Raw genomic sequence first — 18,546 nt, 5'->3', positions numbered from 1 at the left:
CCGCATTGCTGAAAGTAAAAAGGGGCGCCTGGATACCAGGCGCCCCTTTTTTATGCTAAGGTTGCGATTACTTCACGTCTTCATAACTCAGTTCGCAATAGAAGCGGCCTTCGTTGGTACCGAGGGCATCCATAGCGGCGTCGCTCAGTTTAATGATGAGGTTGGCATTGGCTTTCAGTTGCGGAATAGCGTCGAGCACTTTGGCGTAAACAGACCTTCCGTTGAGGGGATTGGTCACTTTTACGATGGTGCCGCGGGGTGCGGCGTTGTGCAGGGCGTAATATTTACCTGAACCTACTACTGCATTGCTTTTAAACCATGAACCGGGGCCTTTCTCTTTCGTTACATCGCGGCCGTTTCCGGTTTGCTGATTATAAGATGATTCAAACCCGCCTTCCGGTACCTCAGGCGTACGGCCCAGGCTGGTAGGCGCTTTCTCCACTGGCCTTGTTTCCGGAGCTGCCGGCTGGCTGGGAGGCGTTACCGGTTTGGATTCAGGAGCAGGAGCCTGTGATTTGGGTTTGGATTCAGGAGCCGCCGTTTGACTGGAAGATACTACAGGCCTGGTTTCCTGCGGTACTGGCTGAGGTTTGGTTTCAGCCGGTTTGGGAGCAGGAGCTGCCGCCACATCCGCTGGTGCAGGTACGGGCGCTGTGGGCAATACTGCCGACTGGCCGCTGCCTTTCACATAACCTACGATCAGGAAAGCATCTTTCTGTACACCATCGCCGGTAAGGCGGTTCCAGTCGCGCACATTGTCCAGCGGCACTTTGCCGTAATTGACATGTATGCGGTAGAGGGTTTCCTTTTCAGCAACGCGGTGATATACCGGGCGCACGCCTGCGCCGGCACTTTTCGTTTGCACGAAGTTATTCTTGTTGAGGGGAATGAGGACTGCTTTACCAAGGCTGAGCCCTGTTGCCATATCCATCTTGTTCCTTGCCGCAATCTCTTTGGGGCTCAGGCCGTAAGCCCTTCCCAGGCTGTACCAGGTCTCTCCTTTCTTCACGGAATGTGTCAAATAGAGATCGGGCGAAGCGCCCTGTATCAAAAGCGTATCCTGTGCGGCTACCCTTATTGTACCGGCCATCAACACACCCAACATTACTGACTTTAACATATTTACTAATACTTTAAGGGAACGAATATAAAAGTTTCCATCCAATTTCTGCTGCCGGGCGTGGAAAGTAAATATCCACGCGGTTTATGCACATTCACAAGAACGCCGGAACACCCGTCTGTATTATATTTCCGGCATGCCGGACTTTAATATGCGCATTTCTTTCGGATAGTAGTTGTTGACACGGTTGGGGAGGATCTTGGCCCATCCCAGGTTCATGCCTCCGAAACGCATGAGCGCCCAGCCTTTTATGACAGCATCCAGGCGCAGGTCTTCCTTGCGAAGATAATGCAATGCATCTTCCAAAGTTAATTCCGTTCCGGGAAGTTCGGGTGAAATCAATGTACTGAGCGCCAGCTGATGGTCGGGGATCAGTTCTTTGGCAGAAAGCTGTCCAGCCTTCACGCCCGCTTTCCGGATGTATAATTGCTGCAATAGCGGCATTTCTTCCGCTACGGCAGGTGATAATAACAACACCTCACCATCGTGCGCCATCATGCGCACATCCACGTCTGGCTTCAGCCATGGCAGCACACGCTCCACATCTTTCTTCGCCAGCTCACTGAATTTACTCTTTCCTTTTTTAGGAACAGCCGCATCACCCTCCTTCCGGAAGCAGGCAATGAACAGTCCTTCGCCCTTTACTTTATCAGGGTAAAAACGGTAGCCGGATGCCTTATGTACAGGGGATTCCGTAGGAACGATATTCCAGCTTTCCTGTATCTGCAATGGTAAGGATACCAGGTTTTCATGTTCCATCAGCCAGTCGAGGATCTGCTCATCTTCTTCACTTGCATAGGAACAGGTGGAATAAATGAGTGTGCCGCCGGGCTTGAGGGCAGGCAATGCATCGGCCAGGATTCTTTGCTGGCGCTGGCTGCAGAGTATCACATTATCGTACGACCACTCCTGTACCGCATCAGGATCACGGCGGAAAAGGCCCGAACCGGAGCAGGGAGCATCTACCACCATTACGTCGAAGAAGTTTTCGAGGCGCGAGAAATCGCGGGGATCATTATTGGTGACCACTACATCCGCCGTTCCCCATCTCGACAGGTTATCTGCCAGCAGCGCGGCCCGGGAGCGGATCACTTCGTTGGATACAAGAAGGCTCCCTGCAGGCAGTGCAGCCTGCAGCAGTGTGCTTTTACCACCGGGGGCAGCACAGAGATCGAGGGCTTTGAGTGGAGCCGAAGAAGGTACCGTTTGCCGCAGGGCTTCTTCCAAAAACATCGAAGAGGCCTCCTGTACGTAGTAAGCACCGGCATGAAACTGCGGGTCGAAGGTGAAAGAAGGACGGGAAGAAAGATAATAACCGCCTGTAGTCCATGGTACGCGTTCCGCATCCAGCTGGGGAAATACAGCTTTGATGCTTTGCACCTTTTGCGGCTGAAGGCGAACGCTGGTAATCCTTTCCGGGGAATCGTGCACCGCGAGGAACGCGGCTTCGTTATACCCGGGAAGACCTATCAATGTATCCGTAAATGCCTTTGGTAATGCTGGCACAGTTTAATTTTCCGCAAATGTAAAGATTTATAACGTTTTCACTTCCGCTACCAGCTGCTGCAGCACCGACTTGGCATCGCCAAACAACATGGAAGTTTTAGGCTGGAAGAACAGTGCGTTCTCAATACCGGCGTATCCCGGCTTCATACTGCGCTTATTCACGATCACCATTTTGGCGAGTTCTACTTCGAGTATGGGCATACCGTAAATAGGGCTGGCAGGATCCGTTTTGGCAGCAGGGTTCACCACATCATTAGCTCCCAGTACCAGCACCACGTCTGTAGCAGCCATGGCGGCATTGGCGGTTTCCATCTCTTCCAGCTTCTCGTACGGCACATCTGCTTCCGCCAGCAGCACGTTCATATGCCCCGGCATGCGCCCTGCCACAGGATGGATGGCGTAATTCACTTCCACCCCTTTCTCTTCCAGCAGCTTTTCCAGCTCGTGGCAAACGTGCTGTGCCTGCGCAACAGCGAGGCCGTAGCCCGGTACAATCATTACTTTGCTGGCATACCGCATCACTACAGCGGCGTCTGCAATATTGATCTCTTTGTAATTGCCTTCCACTTTTGCCCCGCCACCTGCAGCCGTACTGCCGCCGAACGAGCCAATGAGCACATTCTTCAGGGAGCGGTTCATGGCTTTACACATGAGGATGGTGAGAATAGTACCTGCGGAACCTACAAGGATACCGCCCGTGAGCATTACAGGGTTATCGTATAAGAAACCACCGCAGGCCGCAGCCACACCGGTGAAAGAGTTGAGCAATGATATCACAACCGGCATATCTGCCCCGCCGATGGGCATCACGAACATCACTCCGTATACGACAGACAGTGCAAGGATGCTGTAAAACAGGGTATTGATCAGCCCGGTATCCCGCATGCTCTGAAACTGTATATCCGGCAATGCGGTATTGGATGGGTAGGAAGTCCACCCGCCGTTTCCGCTGTTGAATTGCTGGTGCACATCATACAGCAGCCAGGCAGATGCAATGACGATAGCGGCGAGCACTGCGAGGTTCACGATGTGCTGGCCGTTGAAGGAAAAGTCTTTCACTTTCCCATTCAGCTTACCCCATGCGATCATGCTTCCCGCGAAGGAAACTGTGCCGATAATAAGCCCCAGCAGAATGATGAGGTATTTGCCGGTGGGGTTGCCAAAGGATTCTCCGATACTGATATCGCCGGAGAGCGCCGCCTGCCCTACTGCATCTTTTATAAGTTTTGTAATGCTGATGGTGGTGGTGCCATTGGTGAGGTGATCGAACTCTACGATGGAGATGAGCATGGCGCAGGCGCCGCCCATTCCGTTGAAGAGGCTCACCATTTCGGGCATGGCCGTCATTTTCACCTTCCTGGCAGCCAGCACGCCAACTACGGTGCCGATAAAGAGGCCGCCGAAGATCCAGCCGTAGTTATGCAGGCGTGCGCCATCTTCTTCATATAGAAAGATGGTTCCTGCAATAGCGATAAACATCCCTGCCGCCGCAATGAGATTGCCTTTGCGGGCGGTAGCGGGGTTGCTGAGCATCTTGAGGCCCACGATAAACGTGATGGAGCCGATGAGGTAAGCGAGCGTCAATAATCCGGGCATAATGGGCTATTTCTTCTTTTTAAACATTTCCAGCATACGGTCTGTCACCACAAAACCTCCCACCACATTCAGCGTACCTAGTATTACGGCAAGGAAACCCAGCACCAGGGCCAGGTAGTTATCCGCTTCAGCCTTCCCCATCACAATGATGGCGCCGATGATCACCACACCATGAATGGCGTTGGCGCCGCTCATAAGAGGGGTATGCAGCACGGAAGGTACCCGGGAGATCACTTCTATCCCTAAGAAAACTGACAGTATCACGATGTATACCATCTCGATGTGGAGTTGCAGAAAATCCAGGATTGCGGTCATATTCTTTCGGTTGGAATGGGTTGAAATATTATACGGCTGCGGGCTGCAGCTGTTTTACGCGCTCGTTCACCACCTGCCCTTCCCGGGTAATACAGGCTCCCTGTACAATATCATCTTTATAATCGGGTTGCCACTGCCCTTCCTTACCGATCATCAGCTTCAGGAAGTTGAGCATATTTTTCGCGTAGAGTTTGCTGGCATCCGCAGGTGCCGTGCCTGCCAGGTCGGAGTTTCCAATGATGGTAACGCCTTTATGCAGCACGGTTTCCCCGTTCTTTGTGAGGGCAGTGTTTCCTCCGGTAGCGGCAGCGAGGTCAATGATAACGCTCCCTGTACGCATGGCTTCCACGGCAGCTGCAGGCAGTAATATGGGAGCCGGTTTACCGGGTATCTGGGCGGTAGTGATTACAATATCCGCTTTAGCAGCGCTTTCCGCGATACGGGCCGCCTGCCGCTGTTTGAAATCATCACTCTGCTCTACGGCATAGCCTCCGGCGGCAGAAGCATCGGCTGCGCCTTCCACTTCCACGAATTTGGCCCCGAGGCTCATTACCTCTTCCTTCACTGCCGGCCGGGTGTCAAATACTTCCACCACGGCTCCAAGCCTGCGTGCGGTAGCGATAGCCTGTAAGCCTGCTACCCCGGCGCCAAGGATGAGTACTTTCGCCGGAGGAATGCTGCCCGCGGCGGTCATGAGCATGGGAAAATAACGGCTGTAGGTAAATGCGGCCAGTAAAACTGCTTTGTAACCTGCAATGTTGGCCTGGGAACTGAGCACGTCCATACTCTGGGCGCGCGTGGTGCGGGGGATGGAATCGAGACTGAAAACGGTGAACTGCCGGGCGGCAAGTTGCTGCATAAGGCCGGGATGGTAGAGGGGCTGATAAACACCGGCCCAGGTTTTACCCGCGGCCGCCTGCTCATAGTCTGCCGCTTCCGGCGGACGAATAGTGAGCAGTACATCCGCTCCCTGTAAAATATCCCTGCGGGATTTAAGGGCTGCACCGGCCTCCCGGTAACTATCGTCCGGATAAAATGCCGCAGCCCCAGCGCCTTCCTCCACCCATATTTCCACCTGTTGCTGAACAAGTTGCTTCACGACTTCCGGAACGAGCGATACCCTGTTTTCTCCTACTTTTTCTTTGAGAACGGCCAAGATCATCAGTGTTGGAATTTAGCTGACGGAATTTAGTGAAAAAATCCGGTCCGGCCGAATTAATATCCCCCATTCCCCTCTAAGCTGCATAAAAAAAGCCGGCGCATATACGCCGGCTTCTTCACTTATATTCTTCAGCAGTTTTTACACCGCTGCTACTTCCATTTTCTCGCGGCACAGGATGCCAAGCGCCTTCACCCATTCCGGATGCGTGTTCACACAGGGGATCATCGTGAAGCTGTCGCCCCCGCTGGAAATAAACGTATGCTTACCTTCCACGGCGATCTCTTCCAGTGTTTCAAGGCAGTCAGACACAAAAGCCGGACAGACCACCAGCAGCTTCTTTACGCCTTCTCCGGGAAGGGAACGCAGGCGCTCATCGGTATAAGGCCTGATCCATTCCTCACGGCCCAGGCGGCTCTGGAACGATACGCTCCATTTATCTCTCGGGATACCTAATTCCTTCGCTACCAGCTCGGCAGTAACCGTCACCTGGTGCCGGTAGCATTGCTTATGTGCGCGGGAATCCACATGGCAGCAGTCGTTCACCTTCAGGCAATGGTTGCCTGTAAGGTCTCCTTTACGTATATGCCTCACCGGTACGCCGTGGTAGCTGAAGAGCAGATGATCGAAATCCTGCTCCACATACGGGCGCATGCTTTCTGCAACGGCATGGATATAATCAGGATGGCGGTAAAACGGCTCGATCACTTTCAGTTCGAAGGGATAGCGCTTTTTGCGGTAAATTTCTTCCGCATACACTGCCGCAGTTTCAAAGCTGCTCATGGCATAATGCGGATAAAGCGGTACAAGGATCACCTGCTTAAGGCCGGGATGCTCCTTTACCAGTTTATCGAAAGTATCTTCCGGTGAAGGGTTGCCATACCGCATGGTGATCTCAACAGGCATCTCCAGATCGTGCTGCAGCGCTTTCTGGAGTTGTTTGGTGAGCACGATGAGGGGGGAACCTTCTTCCCACCAGATGCTTTTATAAGCCTCGGCACTCTTTTCCGCACGGCGCGGAACGATCACTCCGCCCACGAGCAGCTTGCGCATGAGCCAGGGATAATCGATCACCCGCTTGTCCATTAGAAATTCAAGGAGATATTTTTTAACATCGGGCACGGCAGTAGAGTCCGGCGAACCGAGGTTCATGAGCACGATGGCGGTATCAGATATTGCGACCATAAATCTTCTTTCGTCAAAATTCCTGCAAAAGTACATGCTTTTACAGGTATCTTCCTCATGCTCTGTCATTAAATTGTTAGATTCATCTCTTGCAACCAGCCACGGACAAAGACTTTCGCATGACACCCGTCATCTCCCCACGTCATGCGATTGTTACAATGCAGCAGGAGAAAGGAACACGGCCGACTGATCTAAATCATTTTTTGGCAATGGCTTTCACCATAGGGAGAAATGACATACCGGTGACAGCCTCTGACGTGGTTTTGAAGTGTATGCAAGTATTTTTGCACCCGGAAGCTTAGAAGAAAATCATGCAGGTCAATCAGCCTAAAGACATATCACATTTTCATATCGTTGGGATCAACTATAAGAAAACTGACGCTGCGATCCGGGGACTATTCGCCATCAACCCAGACCAATATCAGCAACTTTTACAATCCGCACATGCCGAAGGCATGAACGATCTGTTCGTACTCTCTACGTGCAACCGCACTGAGATATACGGTTTCGCAGCGGATCCTGCCGATCTGATGCGCCTGCTCTGCGATGCCGCAAGCGGCAACCTGCAGGTGTTCAACAGCCTGGCATACGTAAAATCAGGCGAAGGCGCCGTACGCCACCTCTACCAGGTGGGCACCGGGCTGGACAGCCAGATACTTGGCGATTACGAGATCATAGGCCAGATAAAAGGCGCAGCTAAGTTTGCGAAAGCAAACGGGTGTGTGGGCACTTTTCTGGAAAGGCTCGTAAACAGCGTAATCCAGGTTTCCAAACTCATCAAGAACGAAACAGGCCTCAGCTCGGGCACCGTATCGGTAGCATTCGCCGCCGTACGCCTCCTTGAAAGCAAGGTTTGCGACATACAACAAAAGAACATCGTGCTTCTCGGCGTCGGCAAAATAGGCCGTAACACCTGTAAGAACATGATGGAATACACCGGCGCGCGTAACATCACCCTCGTAAACCGTACCACTGCCGTAGCGGAAGACTTCGCCGGTAAACACGGCCTGAAATACGCACCCTACGAGCAGCTGGATGATACACTCCGCGCGGCAGACGTGATCCTGGTGGCTACCAACGCCCCCCAGCCCACCATCCTCCGCAAACATATGGAAGGTACCGGCCCCAAGCTTATCATTGACCTTTCCATCCCCTTCAACGTAGCTGCAGACGTGCGTGAGCTTGGTCATGTGGAAGTGGTGAACGTGGACGACCTCAGCAAGATTCAGGACGAAACCCTCGCCCGCAGGCTGAACGAAGTACCCAAAGCCATCTCCATCATCGAAGAGCACATGGAGGAGTTCCTCTACTGGTTTAAAATGCGCAAGCATGCCGTAGTACTCAAAGCGGTAAAGGAAAAACTCACCGAGATCCACGCCCGCGAAATAAAAGAGCAAAAGAACGGCGCACAATATAACCTGGAAGACATCGAGGAAGTATCTTCCCGCATCATCCAGAAAATGATCAATCTCATGGCCGGCAAAGTGCGCAAGGAATCCGAAAAGGGCGATCAGTACATCGCCATGATCAGTGAGATTTTCGAGACCGGCAATAACCAGGAATAAAACATAATGGACAAGATGATCCGAATAGGTACACGGGATAGTCAGCTCGCAATGTGGCAGGCTAATCTGGTGAAAGATTTATTGACGCAAAAAGGTCACGAAGTAGCACTCGTCCCCATTAAAAGCGAAGGCGATATCGACCTCGTTACCCCCCTTTACGAGATCGGTGTCCAGGGTATTTTTACCAAAACCCTCGACGTTGCGCTCCTTGCCGGTAAAATAGACGTAGCCGTACATTCCTTCAAAGATGTACCCACGCAGCTGCCACAGGGGCTGGTTAACGCAGCCATCCTTGAACGCGGTCCGGTAAAGGACCTGCTGGTTTACAAAGGAGACACTTCCTTCCTCGAAAATCCATCTTCAATCGCCAATATCGCAACCAGCAGCATCCGCCGGAAAGCGCAATGGCTCCGCCGTTTCCCCAATCATCAACTCCATAACCTCCGTGGCAATGTTATCAAACGCCTGGAAAAACTGGAAGCCGAAAACTGGAACGCCGCCATCTTCGCCGCAGCAGGACTGGAACGTATCAACGTACGCCCCGCCACTTCCATTGAACTCGACTGGATGATACCAGCCCCCGCACAGGGCGCTATCGTAGCCGCCTGCCGGGAAGATAATACGCCTGTACGCGAGGCACTCGCTCTCCTGAACCATACTGATACCGCTATCTGCACTACAGAGGAAAGAGCGTTCCTGCGCACCCTCCTCGGCGGATGCACCACCCCCATCAGCGCCTACGCTTATATCAGCGACGGTGAAATGATCTTCGAAGGCAGCCTCTGCAGCCTCGATGGCTCACAATCGCTCCATACCACCCGCCGCGTTGCAGTTTCGGCAGCAGCAGGTACCGGGCACGATGCAGCACAGGAAATTCTTGCCAGGGGCGGCGATATTATTGTTCAAGCCATCAGAAATGCCCAGTGATAAGCACCGCATATTAAGCACCAAAGAGCTGCCCGATTCCCTCCGGCTGCTGGCCACCGCAAGGAACATCACCCTGCGCGACCAGCCCTTTATCGACATACTCCCCGTGCGCACACCCGAACTGGAAGCACGCCTCAAAGCGATAGCACAGGGCGGTAAAGTGTTGGTGTTTACCAGTCCCAATACGGTTAAAGCCGTTACAGCCCTCTGGGGGCAGCCGGCCGGCCAACAGGTATACTGCCTGGGCGGTGCTACCCTCGAAGCCATCGAAAAAACCATTCCCGGTTCGGAAATACTCGGCACCGGCATCAGCTCCCTCGAGCTGGCAAAGCGTATAGTGGCCGACGGTTCCGTGAAAGAAATCGTATTCCTTTGCGGTAATATCCGCAGGAACGATCTGCCCGGGCACCTGCTGGCCAACAACATCGCCGTAGAAGAACATATCGTATACGAAACGGTGGAAACACCCGCCCTGCTGGAAGAAAGCTACGACGGGGTGCTGTTTTTCAGCCCCAGCAGCGTACGCAGCTTCTTCCTCCATAACCGCCCCAACGGGCATACCGTGTACTTCGCCATCGGGGAAACTACCGGGGGCGCGGTAAAAGAAGCCACCGGCATACAGCCGGTTATCAGCCAGGAGGCATCTGTGCCGGCACTGGTTCAAACTGCCATCGATTATTTTGACAACATTAATTATAGCAACGAATGAACGGATTACAGAACGATCTGCTGCTGAAGGCCCTTTCGGGCAGCCCCGTATCCCGCCCCCCTGTGTGGATGATGCGCCAGGCCGGCCGCTTTTTACCGGATTACATCAAACTCCGCGATAAATACTCTTTCTTCGAACGTTGCCAGACGCCCGAGCTGGCTACAGAGATCACCGTAATGCCGGTAGACCAGGTGGGTGTAGACGCAGCCATCATCTTCTCCGACATCCTCGTGGTGCCGCAGGCCATGGGCATGGAAGTGCAGCTCATCGAAAAAGTGGGCCCCATCCTCCCCCAGCCTATCAAATCAGCAGCAGACCTCAGCCGTATTCATATCCCTGATGTGAACGACAGCCTGCATTACGTGATGGACGCCCTGCGCCTCACCAAGCAGACCCTCGCCGGCCGCGTTCCCCTCATCGGCTTCGCCGGCGCCCCCTGGACGCTCCTTTGCTATATGGTTCAGGGCAAAGGCTCCAAAACCTTCGACGAAGCGAAGGCATTCTGCTACACCCAGCCTGAAACCGCGCACGAACTGCTGAACCGCATCACCGAAACCACCATCGCCTACCTCAAAGCGCAGGTAGCCGCAGGTGCCGATGTGGTACAGATCTTCGACTCATGGGGCGGCCTCCTCAGTCCGGAAGACTTTGAAACATACTCTCTCCAATACATCCGCCGAATCGTGGCCGCACTCCAGGGCACCGTTCCGGTAATAGTATTCGCCAAAGGCGCCTGGTTTGCCCTCGAAGAGATGGCTGCCACCGGCGCACAGGGCCTCGGCCTCGACTGGTGCATCAAGCCCCACCTGGCGCGCCAGATGGCTGGTCCGGCAGTTACACTGCAGGGCAACTTCGACCCCGCGCAGCTCATGAAGCCCATCCCGGAGATAAAGAAATCCGTGAAAGCCATGATCGACGCTTTCGGCCCGCAGCGCTACATTGCGAACCTCGGCCACGGCATCCTGCCCAATATCCCGGTAGATCATGCCAAAGCATTCATCGAAGCCGTTAAGAACTATGCATAATATGTCCGTAAAAGACCGGTTCATCCCCTTCATCCACCAGTTGCAGAACGAGATCTGCGCTGCGCTGGAACAGATGGATGGCAAAGCGAAGTTCCGGGAAGACCGCTGGGACCGTCCCGAAGGCGGCGGGGGCATTACCCGCGTCATCTCCGGCGGTAACGTATTCCAGAAAGGTGGCGTAAACACCTCTGTGGTAAGTGGCAAACTGCCGCCCGTAATGGCTCAGCAGTTTAAAGTGCCCGATAACAGCAGCTTCCTCGCAGCCGGCCTTTCCCTCGTTATCCATCCCGAAAACCCTTACGTGCCCACCGTACATGCCAACTGGCGGTATTTTGAGCTGTATGGGGAAGACGGGCAGGTGCAGGACAGCTGGTTTGGTGGCGGTGCCGACCTTACCCCGTATTACATTACCGGGGAAGACGGCAATCATTTTCACCGTACCTTCAAGGATGCATGCGGCGCGTATTATGAACAATACAAGCGCCAGTGCGATGAGTATTTTGTGAACAAGCACCGGAACAATGAAGCACGCGGCATCGGCGGCGTGTTTTATGACTACCTCCGTCCAACAGCGGAGCGTACTGCCGAAGATCTGCTGCAGTTCCAGTTCTCCAATGGCAACGCTTTCCTGAAAGCCTATCTGCCCATCGTGGAAATGCGGAAAGAAACGCCGTATGGAGAAGAGCAGGTGAACTGGCAGGAATACCGTCGCGGCCGATACGTGGAGTTCAATCTCATCCACGACCGTGGCACCTTGTTCGGCCTCAAAACCAACGGGCGCATAGAGTCCATACTCATGAGCCTCCCTTCCCGCGCACGCTGGGAGTACGACTATCACCCCGCACCGGGCAGTCCGGAAGCGGAGCTGCTGGAGTACCTGAAGCCGCGAGAATGGGTAAAACCGTAACAGACGAACCTTTAAATATTTCAGTGATGATCAGAAGAAACAGAATATTGCGCACCTCCCCTGCCATCCGTGCGATGGTGGCGGAAACTATTTTGACCCCTGCTAATTTCATTGCCCCCCTTTTCATCGTGGAAGGCAAAGGCGTGAAAGAAGAGATCTCCTCCATGCCCGGTTATTTCCGTTATTCCCTCGACGGTACCGTGCAGGAAGCAAAAGAACTCTGGAACATGGGCATTAAAAGCGTGCTGCTGTTCATTAAATGTGCGGATGAACTGAAAGACAACAAAGGCACCGAAGCCGTAAACCCCGACGGGCTTATGCAGCGGGCCATTAAAGCCGTGAAAGATGCAGTGCCGGGCATGGTAGTGATGACCGACGTAGCCCTGGATCCTTTTTCCAGCTACGGCCACGACGGAATCGTTGAGAACGAAGAAATCGTGAACGATGCAACCGTGGAAGTGCTGGCACGTATGAGCCTCAGCCATGCCGAAGCCGGAGCCGATTTTGTAGCCCCCAGCGATATGATGGACGGCCGCATCCTCGCTATCCGCGACATCCTCGAAGAAAATAACTTTACCAAAACCGGTATCATGGCATACAGTGCCAAATACGCCAGCTGCTTCTACGGTCCTTTCCGTGATGCGCTGGATTCCGCTCCCGGTTTTGGTGATAAGAAAACCTACCAGATGGATTACGCCAACGCCCGTGAAGCCCTCCGCGAAACGCTGATGGATGTGGACGAAGGTGCCGATATCGTAATGGTAAAGCCCGCCATGGCTTATCTCGATATCATCCGTTTGATCAAAGACAGCGTAACCGTTCCTGTTAGCGCCTACCATGTAAGCGGCGAATATGCCATGATCAAGGCAGCAGCTAAAATGGGATGGATCAATGAAGAAAAGGCTATCCTGGAAAGCCTCACCAGCATCAAACGTGCCGGGGCCGACCTCATTGCCACGTACTTCGCCAAAGATGCAGTACGCCTGTTAAACCAATAAAACCCTGCAACGATGTTTACAAAGAGCCAAGCATTATTCGAAAAGGCCAATAAGGTGATCCCCGGCGGCGTGAACTCTCCCGTACGCGCATTCCGCAGTGTGGGTGGCACACCCGTATTCATGCAGCACGCCAAAGGCGCTTACATGTATGATGTGGACGGTAACCGCTATGTGGATTATATCAACTCCTGGGGCCCCATGATCCTCGGCCATGCATATGAGCCGGTGGTGAAAGCTATTCAGGAATACGCCACCTACTCCACCTCTTTTGGTGCTCCTACAGAACTGGAGATCACCGTGGCGGAGCAGATCATCAGCATGGTGCCCAATATCGAAATGGTGCGCATGGTGAACTCGGGTACCGAAGCCTGTATGAGCGCCCTGCGCCTTGCGCGCGGGTTTACCGGCCGCAATAAAGTCATTAAGTTCGAAGGGAATTACCATGGGCATGCCGATCCGTTCCTCGTGAGCGCAGGCAGCGGTGTGGCCACCCTCGGCATACAATCCGTACCCGGCGTAACGCTTTCTGTTGCAGAAGACACGCTCAGCGTGCCTTACAACAACCTCCCCGCTGTAGAGCAACTGGTTGCCGAATACCCTGATCAGATAGCCGCCATCATCGTGGAGCCCGTTGCGGGCAACATGGGCTGCATCCTCCCGCAGGCAGGCTTCCTCGAAGGCCTCCGCAGCATCTGCGATAAAAACGGTATCGTGTTTATCATGGATGAAGTGATGACCGGCTTCCGTCTAGCCAAAGGCGGGGCTCAGGAGCTGTTCAATGTGAAAGCCGATATCGTAACCTTCGGTAAGATCATCGGTGGCGGTATGCCCGTAGGCGCTTTCGCAGGAAGGCGTGAGATCATGGAGCACATTGCTCCCGCGGGTAAAGTATACCAGGCAGGTACCCTCAGCGGTAACCCCATCGCCATGATCGCGGGTTACACCTTGCTGAAAACCCTCGCTGACCATCCCAATATCTACACCCAGCTGGAAGAAAAAACCAATACACTGGTAAGCGGTCTCCGCGAAGCCTTTGGTGCTGCGGGTGTCGTATACCAGATCAACCAGATTGGGTCGATGATGAGCGTACACTTCGCTGAATATCCCATTGTAGACTTTTCCTCTGCTTCGGGCGCAAACAACGAGCTGTTCCGCCGCTTCTTCCACGCCATGCTGGAAAGAGGTGTATATCTGCCCCCTTCTGCTTTCGAAAGCTGGTTCATCTGCCACGCACTGGGGCAGGATGATATCGACTTTACCGTGGAAGCCGCCAAAGCCTCCATGCAGGCCATTAAAGCATAACAAAAACGCCCGGAGCGTAATGCTCCGGGCGTGTATATACCTCGTTAACGATCAATCCGGTTATTGTGAGAGTGGAAGCTGCCTTAGGGCAGCTTTTTTTATTTCAGCTGATGGGAGAACAGCCATGGGAAAAGCTCAGGGTCTGTAAATACATTATCCCAGCTGTTGTGCCCCACACCAGGGTATTCCGTATATCTTACATCTGCTCCTTTCTCTTTCAGTATTTCGAAGAACAAACGGCTGGAGGCAGGTGGTACCACGTTATCATCCGCTCCATGGAAGATCCATACTGCTGTATTTTTAGCATAACGCTTGGCCAGCTTTTCATTACCCGCGCCACAAATCGGGAAAGCGGCTGCAAAACGCGCAGGGAAACGTGCCAGCATATCAAATGTACCCATACCGCCCATAGACATACCGCCTACGTATAAACGCTTTGTATCCACGCTTCCGGAAGCCATAAGGCTATCGATCAGCTGATACAGCAGCCGGGAGGGTGCAGTAGGCGGCAGGGAAGCGGGGAACTCGAAGATCCTGTTGCCTGCACTGTCCTGTTTAGCCATCATGGGTGCCCAGGTGGTGTTATCAGCACATTGCGGGAATACCACGAAAGCGGGGTACTGCTGGCGCAAAGTATCGTTCAGGAACATTTTGCTGCCGTGAATGAGTTGCTTCTCATTATCATTCCCGCGCTCACCAATGCCGTGCATGAAGATGATAAGTGGATAGGTTTTACCTGCATTATACCCGGCCGGCGGGAGGATGCGGTATGGGAGCGATTCGCCGCCGCGGCTGAACCAGCGGGCTTCAAAGCCCTGCGCACTGGTAAGTAAGGGACACATCACCAGTAAGGATAGTAAAAATTGTCTCATACCACCAATTTAAGCAATTACCGGACCTTTTTGGAATGTTAACAATTTTCCGGACTGGTCTATTTCCGCTCCTTATGTTCCCAATAATATCCCCTGACCTGGTTGAATACCAGCAGGCTGTGGCTTTCCAGCGTTTCGATGCGGATCTCACGGAAACGGTTACGGTAACGCAGTGCGAAATAGACGGCTCCCAGCGTAGGGGATTTCACATCCTCATATTCCAGTTTCACATCTCTCCCGTTATTCAGCCGGAAGCCTTTAAAGCCCCCGCGGTAATATTCCTGGCGTTCAAGTAGCTGCTCGCCTTTTTCATCGAACCGGTAATGGAATTCCCCGCCATACATGGCTACCTCTGCCGGCTGAAGGGCCGGTAACAGCCAGATGGAAATACTGCGGTCGCCGTTTAGCCGAATGAATTTATTCATCCGCACATACGAACGCCCCAGCATCACGCCGGCATTCCTGTAAGCTTTGCGTATACCGCGGGATACACTGCACATCATGGCGGTATCGGGTGGTGTGGTCACCAGTTCTATAGAATCCTGCCGGTTGATGCAATAATGGATGGCGAGGTCGTAGGCGGTATCCTGAAACTTGCCGTAGGCACCATACCACATGCTATCGCGACCTTTGTACACGAACCACTCCTTTCCCGTGCGTTGCAGGAGGTCCATATCGGCATGTGTAACCGTATCGGAAAGGCGCCAGGCGGCACTGTCGTATTCGATGAGCCACTCGGCAGTTTTTACATGCGCCGAAAACTCAGCTATGGGAAACTTATAGTGCTTTTCAGGCCCGCTGAAATGAAGATGTACCAGCAAAAAAGCCAGGTATTTCCAGAATATCATAGGATAGGGCGTTGAATCTCTATTCAAATATATAAAAAATAACTATACATAGAACAGAGAATACACTACGGGCAGCAAAATCCACACTTTTCCGCAACGGAGGGCTAACAGCAGGAGAAAAATGGGTGGCACAATCTTTTCACTATAGCACCTGAACCCAAACATCAGATTTATGAAACGCATTTTTGTTTATTTTCTCCCGCTGGCTATTGGTTTTGCAGCATGTAATAACGCGGGCACCAACAACAACAATGACACCACCATGCCCTCCGACACTGGTATTACGGACGATATGGCTAAAGACGTTAACCGTGATGTATTACCTTCCGATTCCGTTGGAGATGATGCAAAACGAGTGGTAAAAGCAGCAGAAGACGGATTATTTGAAGTAAAATTCGCACAGGAAGGACAAACCAAGGCATCTTCCGCATCGGTGAAAGCATTGGCCAAACATATGGTGCAGGATCATGAGAAAGCTAACAAAGAACTGATGGACCTGGCAGCCAGTAAGAACATTATGTTACCCACGGCTATCAGCGACGGGCAGCAGAAAGATATTAATGACATTGCTACCAAGACAGGCAAAGACTTTGATAAAGCTTTTGTAGACAAGCTCGAATCAGCACATAAAGATGCAATAGACTTATTCGAAAAAGCAGCAGACAAATCAGAAGACCCGGATATCAAGGCATGGTTTGCAGGGAAAGTGCCCGTGCTTCGTTCACATCTTGAAATGGTGCAGAAAGAAAAAGACAAGTTGAAGTAATTCCATCTTTCCCAATAAGGGTGGCCTAACTCAGAGCCTGAGATACATACCTTTAACCACCTGATCCGGGTAATGCCGGCGCAGGGAACGGAAAGATCGGATAAGGGGGTTGAGCAATTGCTCAGCCCCTTTTTTATCCCCTTCCGGACGTATTCCTACGTCAGATGTGCAGTTAGCACTTGCAGGGATAAATAATTAATCTCCGGCAGACAAATAATATTTTCAACATTATAGATCCAGTACTATATACGTTCTTTCATCCAAACGATAACTACCTGTTACTAAAGTATCGGTTGGGGCATGAAAAATGTGATAAGGTCCCTCTCCGGTAAACCAGATATAAATATTGCCCCTTTTAAATTCAAGTTCGCGAATATCAAGATCTCTCATAATATCCCAAAACGTTTCACTGTCCCACTTATGCATTATACTCTCCACTACTGACACTGAATCAGCAACTCTTTTTACAGATTCTTTATACCTCTTAATTTCCCTATAAAAAGTCATTTCCTCAACATCTGTATGTTGCCTGGCGGTTTTATCTAAAATGGCAAAGAGTTTATCAAACTTCCGAATATTACCTTCGTAAACGTCGATATATTCAGGCTTTGTATCAGTATGTTGAAATTTCATTACTACTAATACTATTGCAAAAACTGAGAAGAAACAGAAAATATAAAATTTCCTATACTTACGGAAAGACATAACTAACCTTTGAATCTATGATAGTATGAAAAAAGGGATACCCGCGTAAGAATCCCCAGCGAATATGAAACGTTCGCCCTACCGGATATGTGATGATATGTAAGATATTAAATCTAACCGGCCAGGAAAACCTCATACAATTTCCACACTCCCTCCTGTATTATACTCTACAACACGTGCATACCTTCGCTCATTATCTTCATTTTCTTCAACCTGATAATCAATCACTACTCCGGTGGCCGTCAAACCAGACTTCCTGAATTTCCGGAACTACCGTACATCCCGAAGACCTTTCCAAACAACATGATGCAGTACGATTACATCAAACAAAATGATGAAAGGTATTAAAAAATAATCCATACAATTTACTTCTTCGCAGCTGCCTGCTGCAATATTTGTTTCTTTAGAATAGGAACTTCCATTGCCATACTCAAATGTGCCCACATCTGCTTCTTCGGATGCTTCGCTGGCAAAACCATTTGTAAATTCTTCAATGCAGGATGTTTCAGCAAATACAAATGATCCGGACCGGTAAGTTCCGTTTCTTCAAGAGCGAGCGTTTGCAGAGAAGGCATTAGTTCCAGCACTCCTTCCAGAGAAGAAAGGCTCCCCATCCCCTTCAACCGCAGCACCTTTAACTTTGCAAAAGCCCCCAGAGATGTAATCTGAAGCTTCGGGGAATTAAGGATTTCCAGTTCTTCTATTACCGAATTATCGATACCCACTTCCTGAAATGCTTTTACTGCATCATCCGTATCCACTGATTGCAATGTCATTTTAGACATTCCGTTTTCACGGATGCTTATCGTGTAAGTACTTGCATCGTTTTGCTGAAAACTCATGCTGTTGTATTTGATAAATTAATTTGAAATTCCGGATCCCATTGAGAAAGAGCATCCATCCAAATGGAGTTTATTCCACAGGCAACTATGGTACAGTGAATCAATGCATAAACGGGTACACACAAAGCGTATAATGGTTTCATCGGCAGGCCGGGTATAGGGAAAAAAATCAGGGTAATATACGGAAGTTTTATTATAG

At 51.6% G+C, this 18,546-nt stretch carries 18 protein-coding genes; 8 read left to right on the top strand and 10 right to left on the bottom strand.

Translation table 11 applies throughout. The features are described from left to right. Positions 1-67: 67 nt before the first annotated feature. From DEV76_RS14140 to hemH, 6 genes are all read right to left on the bottom strand, one after another. Entirely contained in the window at positions 68-1,120 is a 1,053-nt protein-coding gene (locus DEV76_RS14140; RefSeq protein ID WP_109698562.1) for a LysM peptidoglycan-binding domain-containing protein, read from the bottom strand. Positions 1,121-1,243: 123 nt separating this feature from the next. Further along, positions 1,244-2,626 (bottom strand): methyltransferase RsmF C-terminal domain-like protein, encoded by a 1,383-nt coding sequence (locus DEV76_RS14135; RefSeq protein ID WP_109698561.1) that lies wholly within the window; start codon positions 2,624-2,626, stop codon positions 1,244-1,246. A gap of 27 nt (positions 2,627-2,653) precedes the next feature. Next, positions 2,654-4,222 carry an NAD(P)(+) transhydrogenase (Re/Si-specific) subunit beta gene (locus DEV76_RS14130; protein ID WP_198652063.1) on the bottom strand — a complete coding sequence of 523 codons (1,569 nt, stop codon included), beginning with the start codon at positions 4,220-4,222 and terminating at the stop codon, positions 2,654-2,656. Positions 4,223-4,228: 6 nt separating this feature from the next. Next, the gene (locus tag DEV76_RS14125; protein ID WP_109698559.1) at positions 4,229-4,537 is read right to left on the bottom strand and encodes an NAD(P) transhydrogenase subunit alpha; all 309 of its coding nucleotides are present in this window, start codon (positions 4,535-4,537) and stop codon (positions 4,229-4,231) included. 28 nt (positions 4,538-4,565) lie between these two features. After that, positions 4,566-5,699 (bottom strand): Re/Si-specific NAD(P)(+) transhydrogenase subunit alpha, encoded by a 1,134-nt coding sequence (locus tag DEV76_RS14120; RefSeq protein WP_109698558.1) that lies wholly within the window; start codon positions 5,697-5,699, stop codon positions 4,566-4,568. A 138-nt stretch (positions 5,700-5,837) separates the two neighbouring features. Next, the gene (gene hemH, locus DEV76_RS14115; protein WP_109698557.1) at positions 5,838-6,881 is read right to left on the bottom strand and encodes a ferrochelatase; all 1,044 of its coding nucleotides are present in this window, start codon (positions 6,879-6,881) and stop codon (positions 5,838-5,840) included. A 311-nt stretch (positions 6,882-7,192) separates the two neighbouring features. Here hemH and hemA point away from each other — a divergent pair, with 311 nt between their 5' ends. The 7 genes from hemA to hemL are packed head-to-tail and all read left to right on the top strand — an operon-like array spanning position 7,193 to position 14,314. Continuing rightward, positions 7,193-8,446: a glutamyl-tRNA reductase gene (gene hemA / locus DEV76_RS14110; RefSeq protein ID WP_109698556.1), complete on the top strand. Its 1,254-nt coding sequence runs from the start codon at positions 7,193-7,195 to the stop codon at positions 8,444-8,446. A gap of 15 nt (positions 8,447-8,461) precedes the next feature. After that, the gene (hemC, locus tag DEV76_RS14105; RefSeq protein WP_232826949.1) at positions 8,462-9,373 is read left to right on the top strand and encodes a hydroxymethylbilane synthase; all 912 of its coding nucleotides are present in this window, start codon (positions 8,462-8,464) and stop codon (positions 9,371-9,373) included. Continuing rightward, positions 9,363-10,082 carry a uroporphyrinogen-III synthase gene (locus DEV76_RS14100; RefSeq protein WP_157962892.1) on the top strand — a complete coding sequence of 240 codons (720 nt, stop codon included), beginning with the start codon at positions 9,363-9,365 and terminating at the stop codon, positions 10,080-10,082. Before hemC ends, DEV76_RS14100 begins: the two co-directional genes overlap by 11 nt. Beyond that, positions 10,079-11,107: a uroporphyrinogen decarboxylase gene (hemE, locus tag DEV76_RS14095; RefSeq protein WP_109698553.1), complete on the top strand. Its 1,029-nt coding sequence runs from the start codon at positions 10,079-10,081 to the stop codon at positions 11,105-11,107. Before DEV76_RS14100 ends, hemE begins: the two co-directional genes overlap by 4 nt. 1 nt (position 11,108) lies before the next feature. Beyond that, positions 11,109-12,014, top strand: a complete 906-nt coding sequence (gene hemF / locus DEV76_RS14090; protein ID WP_109698552.1) for an oxygen-dependent coproporphyrinogen oxidase — start codon at positions 11,109-11,111, stop codon at positions 12,012-12,014. A gap of 26 nt (positions 12,015-12,040) precedes the next feature. Continuing rightward, positions 12,041-13,012 (top strand): porphobilinogen synthase, encoded by a 972-nt coding sequence (gene hemB / locus DEV76_RS14085; RefSeq protein ID WP_109698551.1) that lies wholly within the window; start codon positions 12,041-12,043, stop codon positions 13,010-13,012. A gap of 12 nt (positions 13,013-13,024) precedes the next feature. Further along, a complete protein-coding gene (gene hemL / locus DEV76_RS14080) occupies positions 13,025-14,314 on the top strand; it encodes a glutamate-1-semialdehyde 2,1-aminomutase (RefSeq protein ID WP_109698550.1) in 1,290 nt (429 codons plus the stop codon). A 98-nt stretch (positions 14,315-14,412) separates the two neighbouring features. On the opposite strand, the gene DEV76_RS14075 is transcribed toward hemL, so the two are convergent. Further along, positions 14,413-15,186 carry a carboxylesterase family protein gene (locus DEV76_RS14075; RefSeq protein ID WP_109698549.1) on the bottom strand — a complete coding sequence of 258 codons (774 nt, stop codon included), beginning with the start codon at positions 15,184-15,186 and terminating at the stop codon, positions 14,413-14,415. A 59-nt stretch (positions 15,187-15,245) separates the two neighbouring features. Beyond that, entirely contained in the window at positions 15,246-16,034 is a 789-nt protein-coding gene (locus DEV76_RS14070) for a hypothetical protein (protein WP_109698548.1), read from the bottom strand. A gap of 172 nt (positions 16,035-16,206) precedes the next feature. On the opposite strand from DEV76_RS14070, the gene DEV76_RS14065 reads away from it, so the two are divergent. Further along, the gene (locus DEV76_RS14065; RefSeq protein ID WP_109698547.1) at positions 16,207-16,800 is read left to right on the top strand and encodes a DUF4142 domain-containing protein; all 594 of its coding nucleotides are present in this window, start codon (positions 16,207-16,209) and stop codon (positions 16,798-16,800) included. 228 nt (positions 16,801-17,028) lie between these two features. On the opposite strand, the gene DEV76_RS14060 is transcribed toward DEV76_RS14065, so the two are convergent. Both DEV76_RS14060 and DEV76_RS14055 read right to left on the bottom strand, forming a co-directional pair. Further along, positions 17,029-17,505 (bottom strand): hypothetical protein, encoded by a 477-nt coding sequence (locus DEV76_RS14060; protein WP_109698546.1) that lies wholly within the window; start codon positions 17,503-17,505, stop codon positions 17,029-17,031. Positions 17,506-17,870: 365 nt separating this feature from the next. Then, positions 17,871-18,347: a hypothetical protein gene (locus DEV76_RS14055; protein ID WP_109698545.1), complete on the bottom strand. Its 477-nt coding sequence runs from the start codon at positions 18,345-18,347 to the stop codon at positions 17,871-17,873. Positions 18,348-18,546 lie beyond the last annotated feature (199 nt).

Origin of the sequence: Chitinophaga deserti, from assembly GCF_003149455.1 — a bacterium.
GTDB classification, from domain to species: Bacteria; Bacteroidota; Bacteroidia; order Chitinophagales; family Chitinophagaceae; genus Chitinophaga; species Chitinophaga deserti.
The sequence above is the reverse complement of the archived record's forward strand: the minus strand, read 5'-3'. Positions and strand labels throughout refer to the sequence as shown.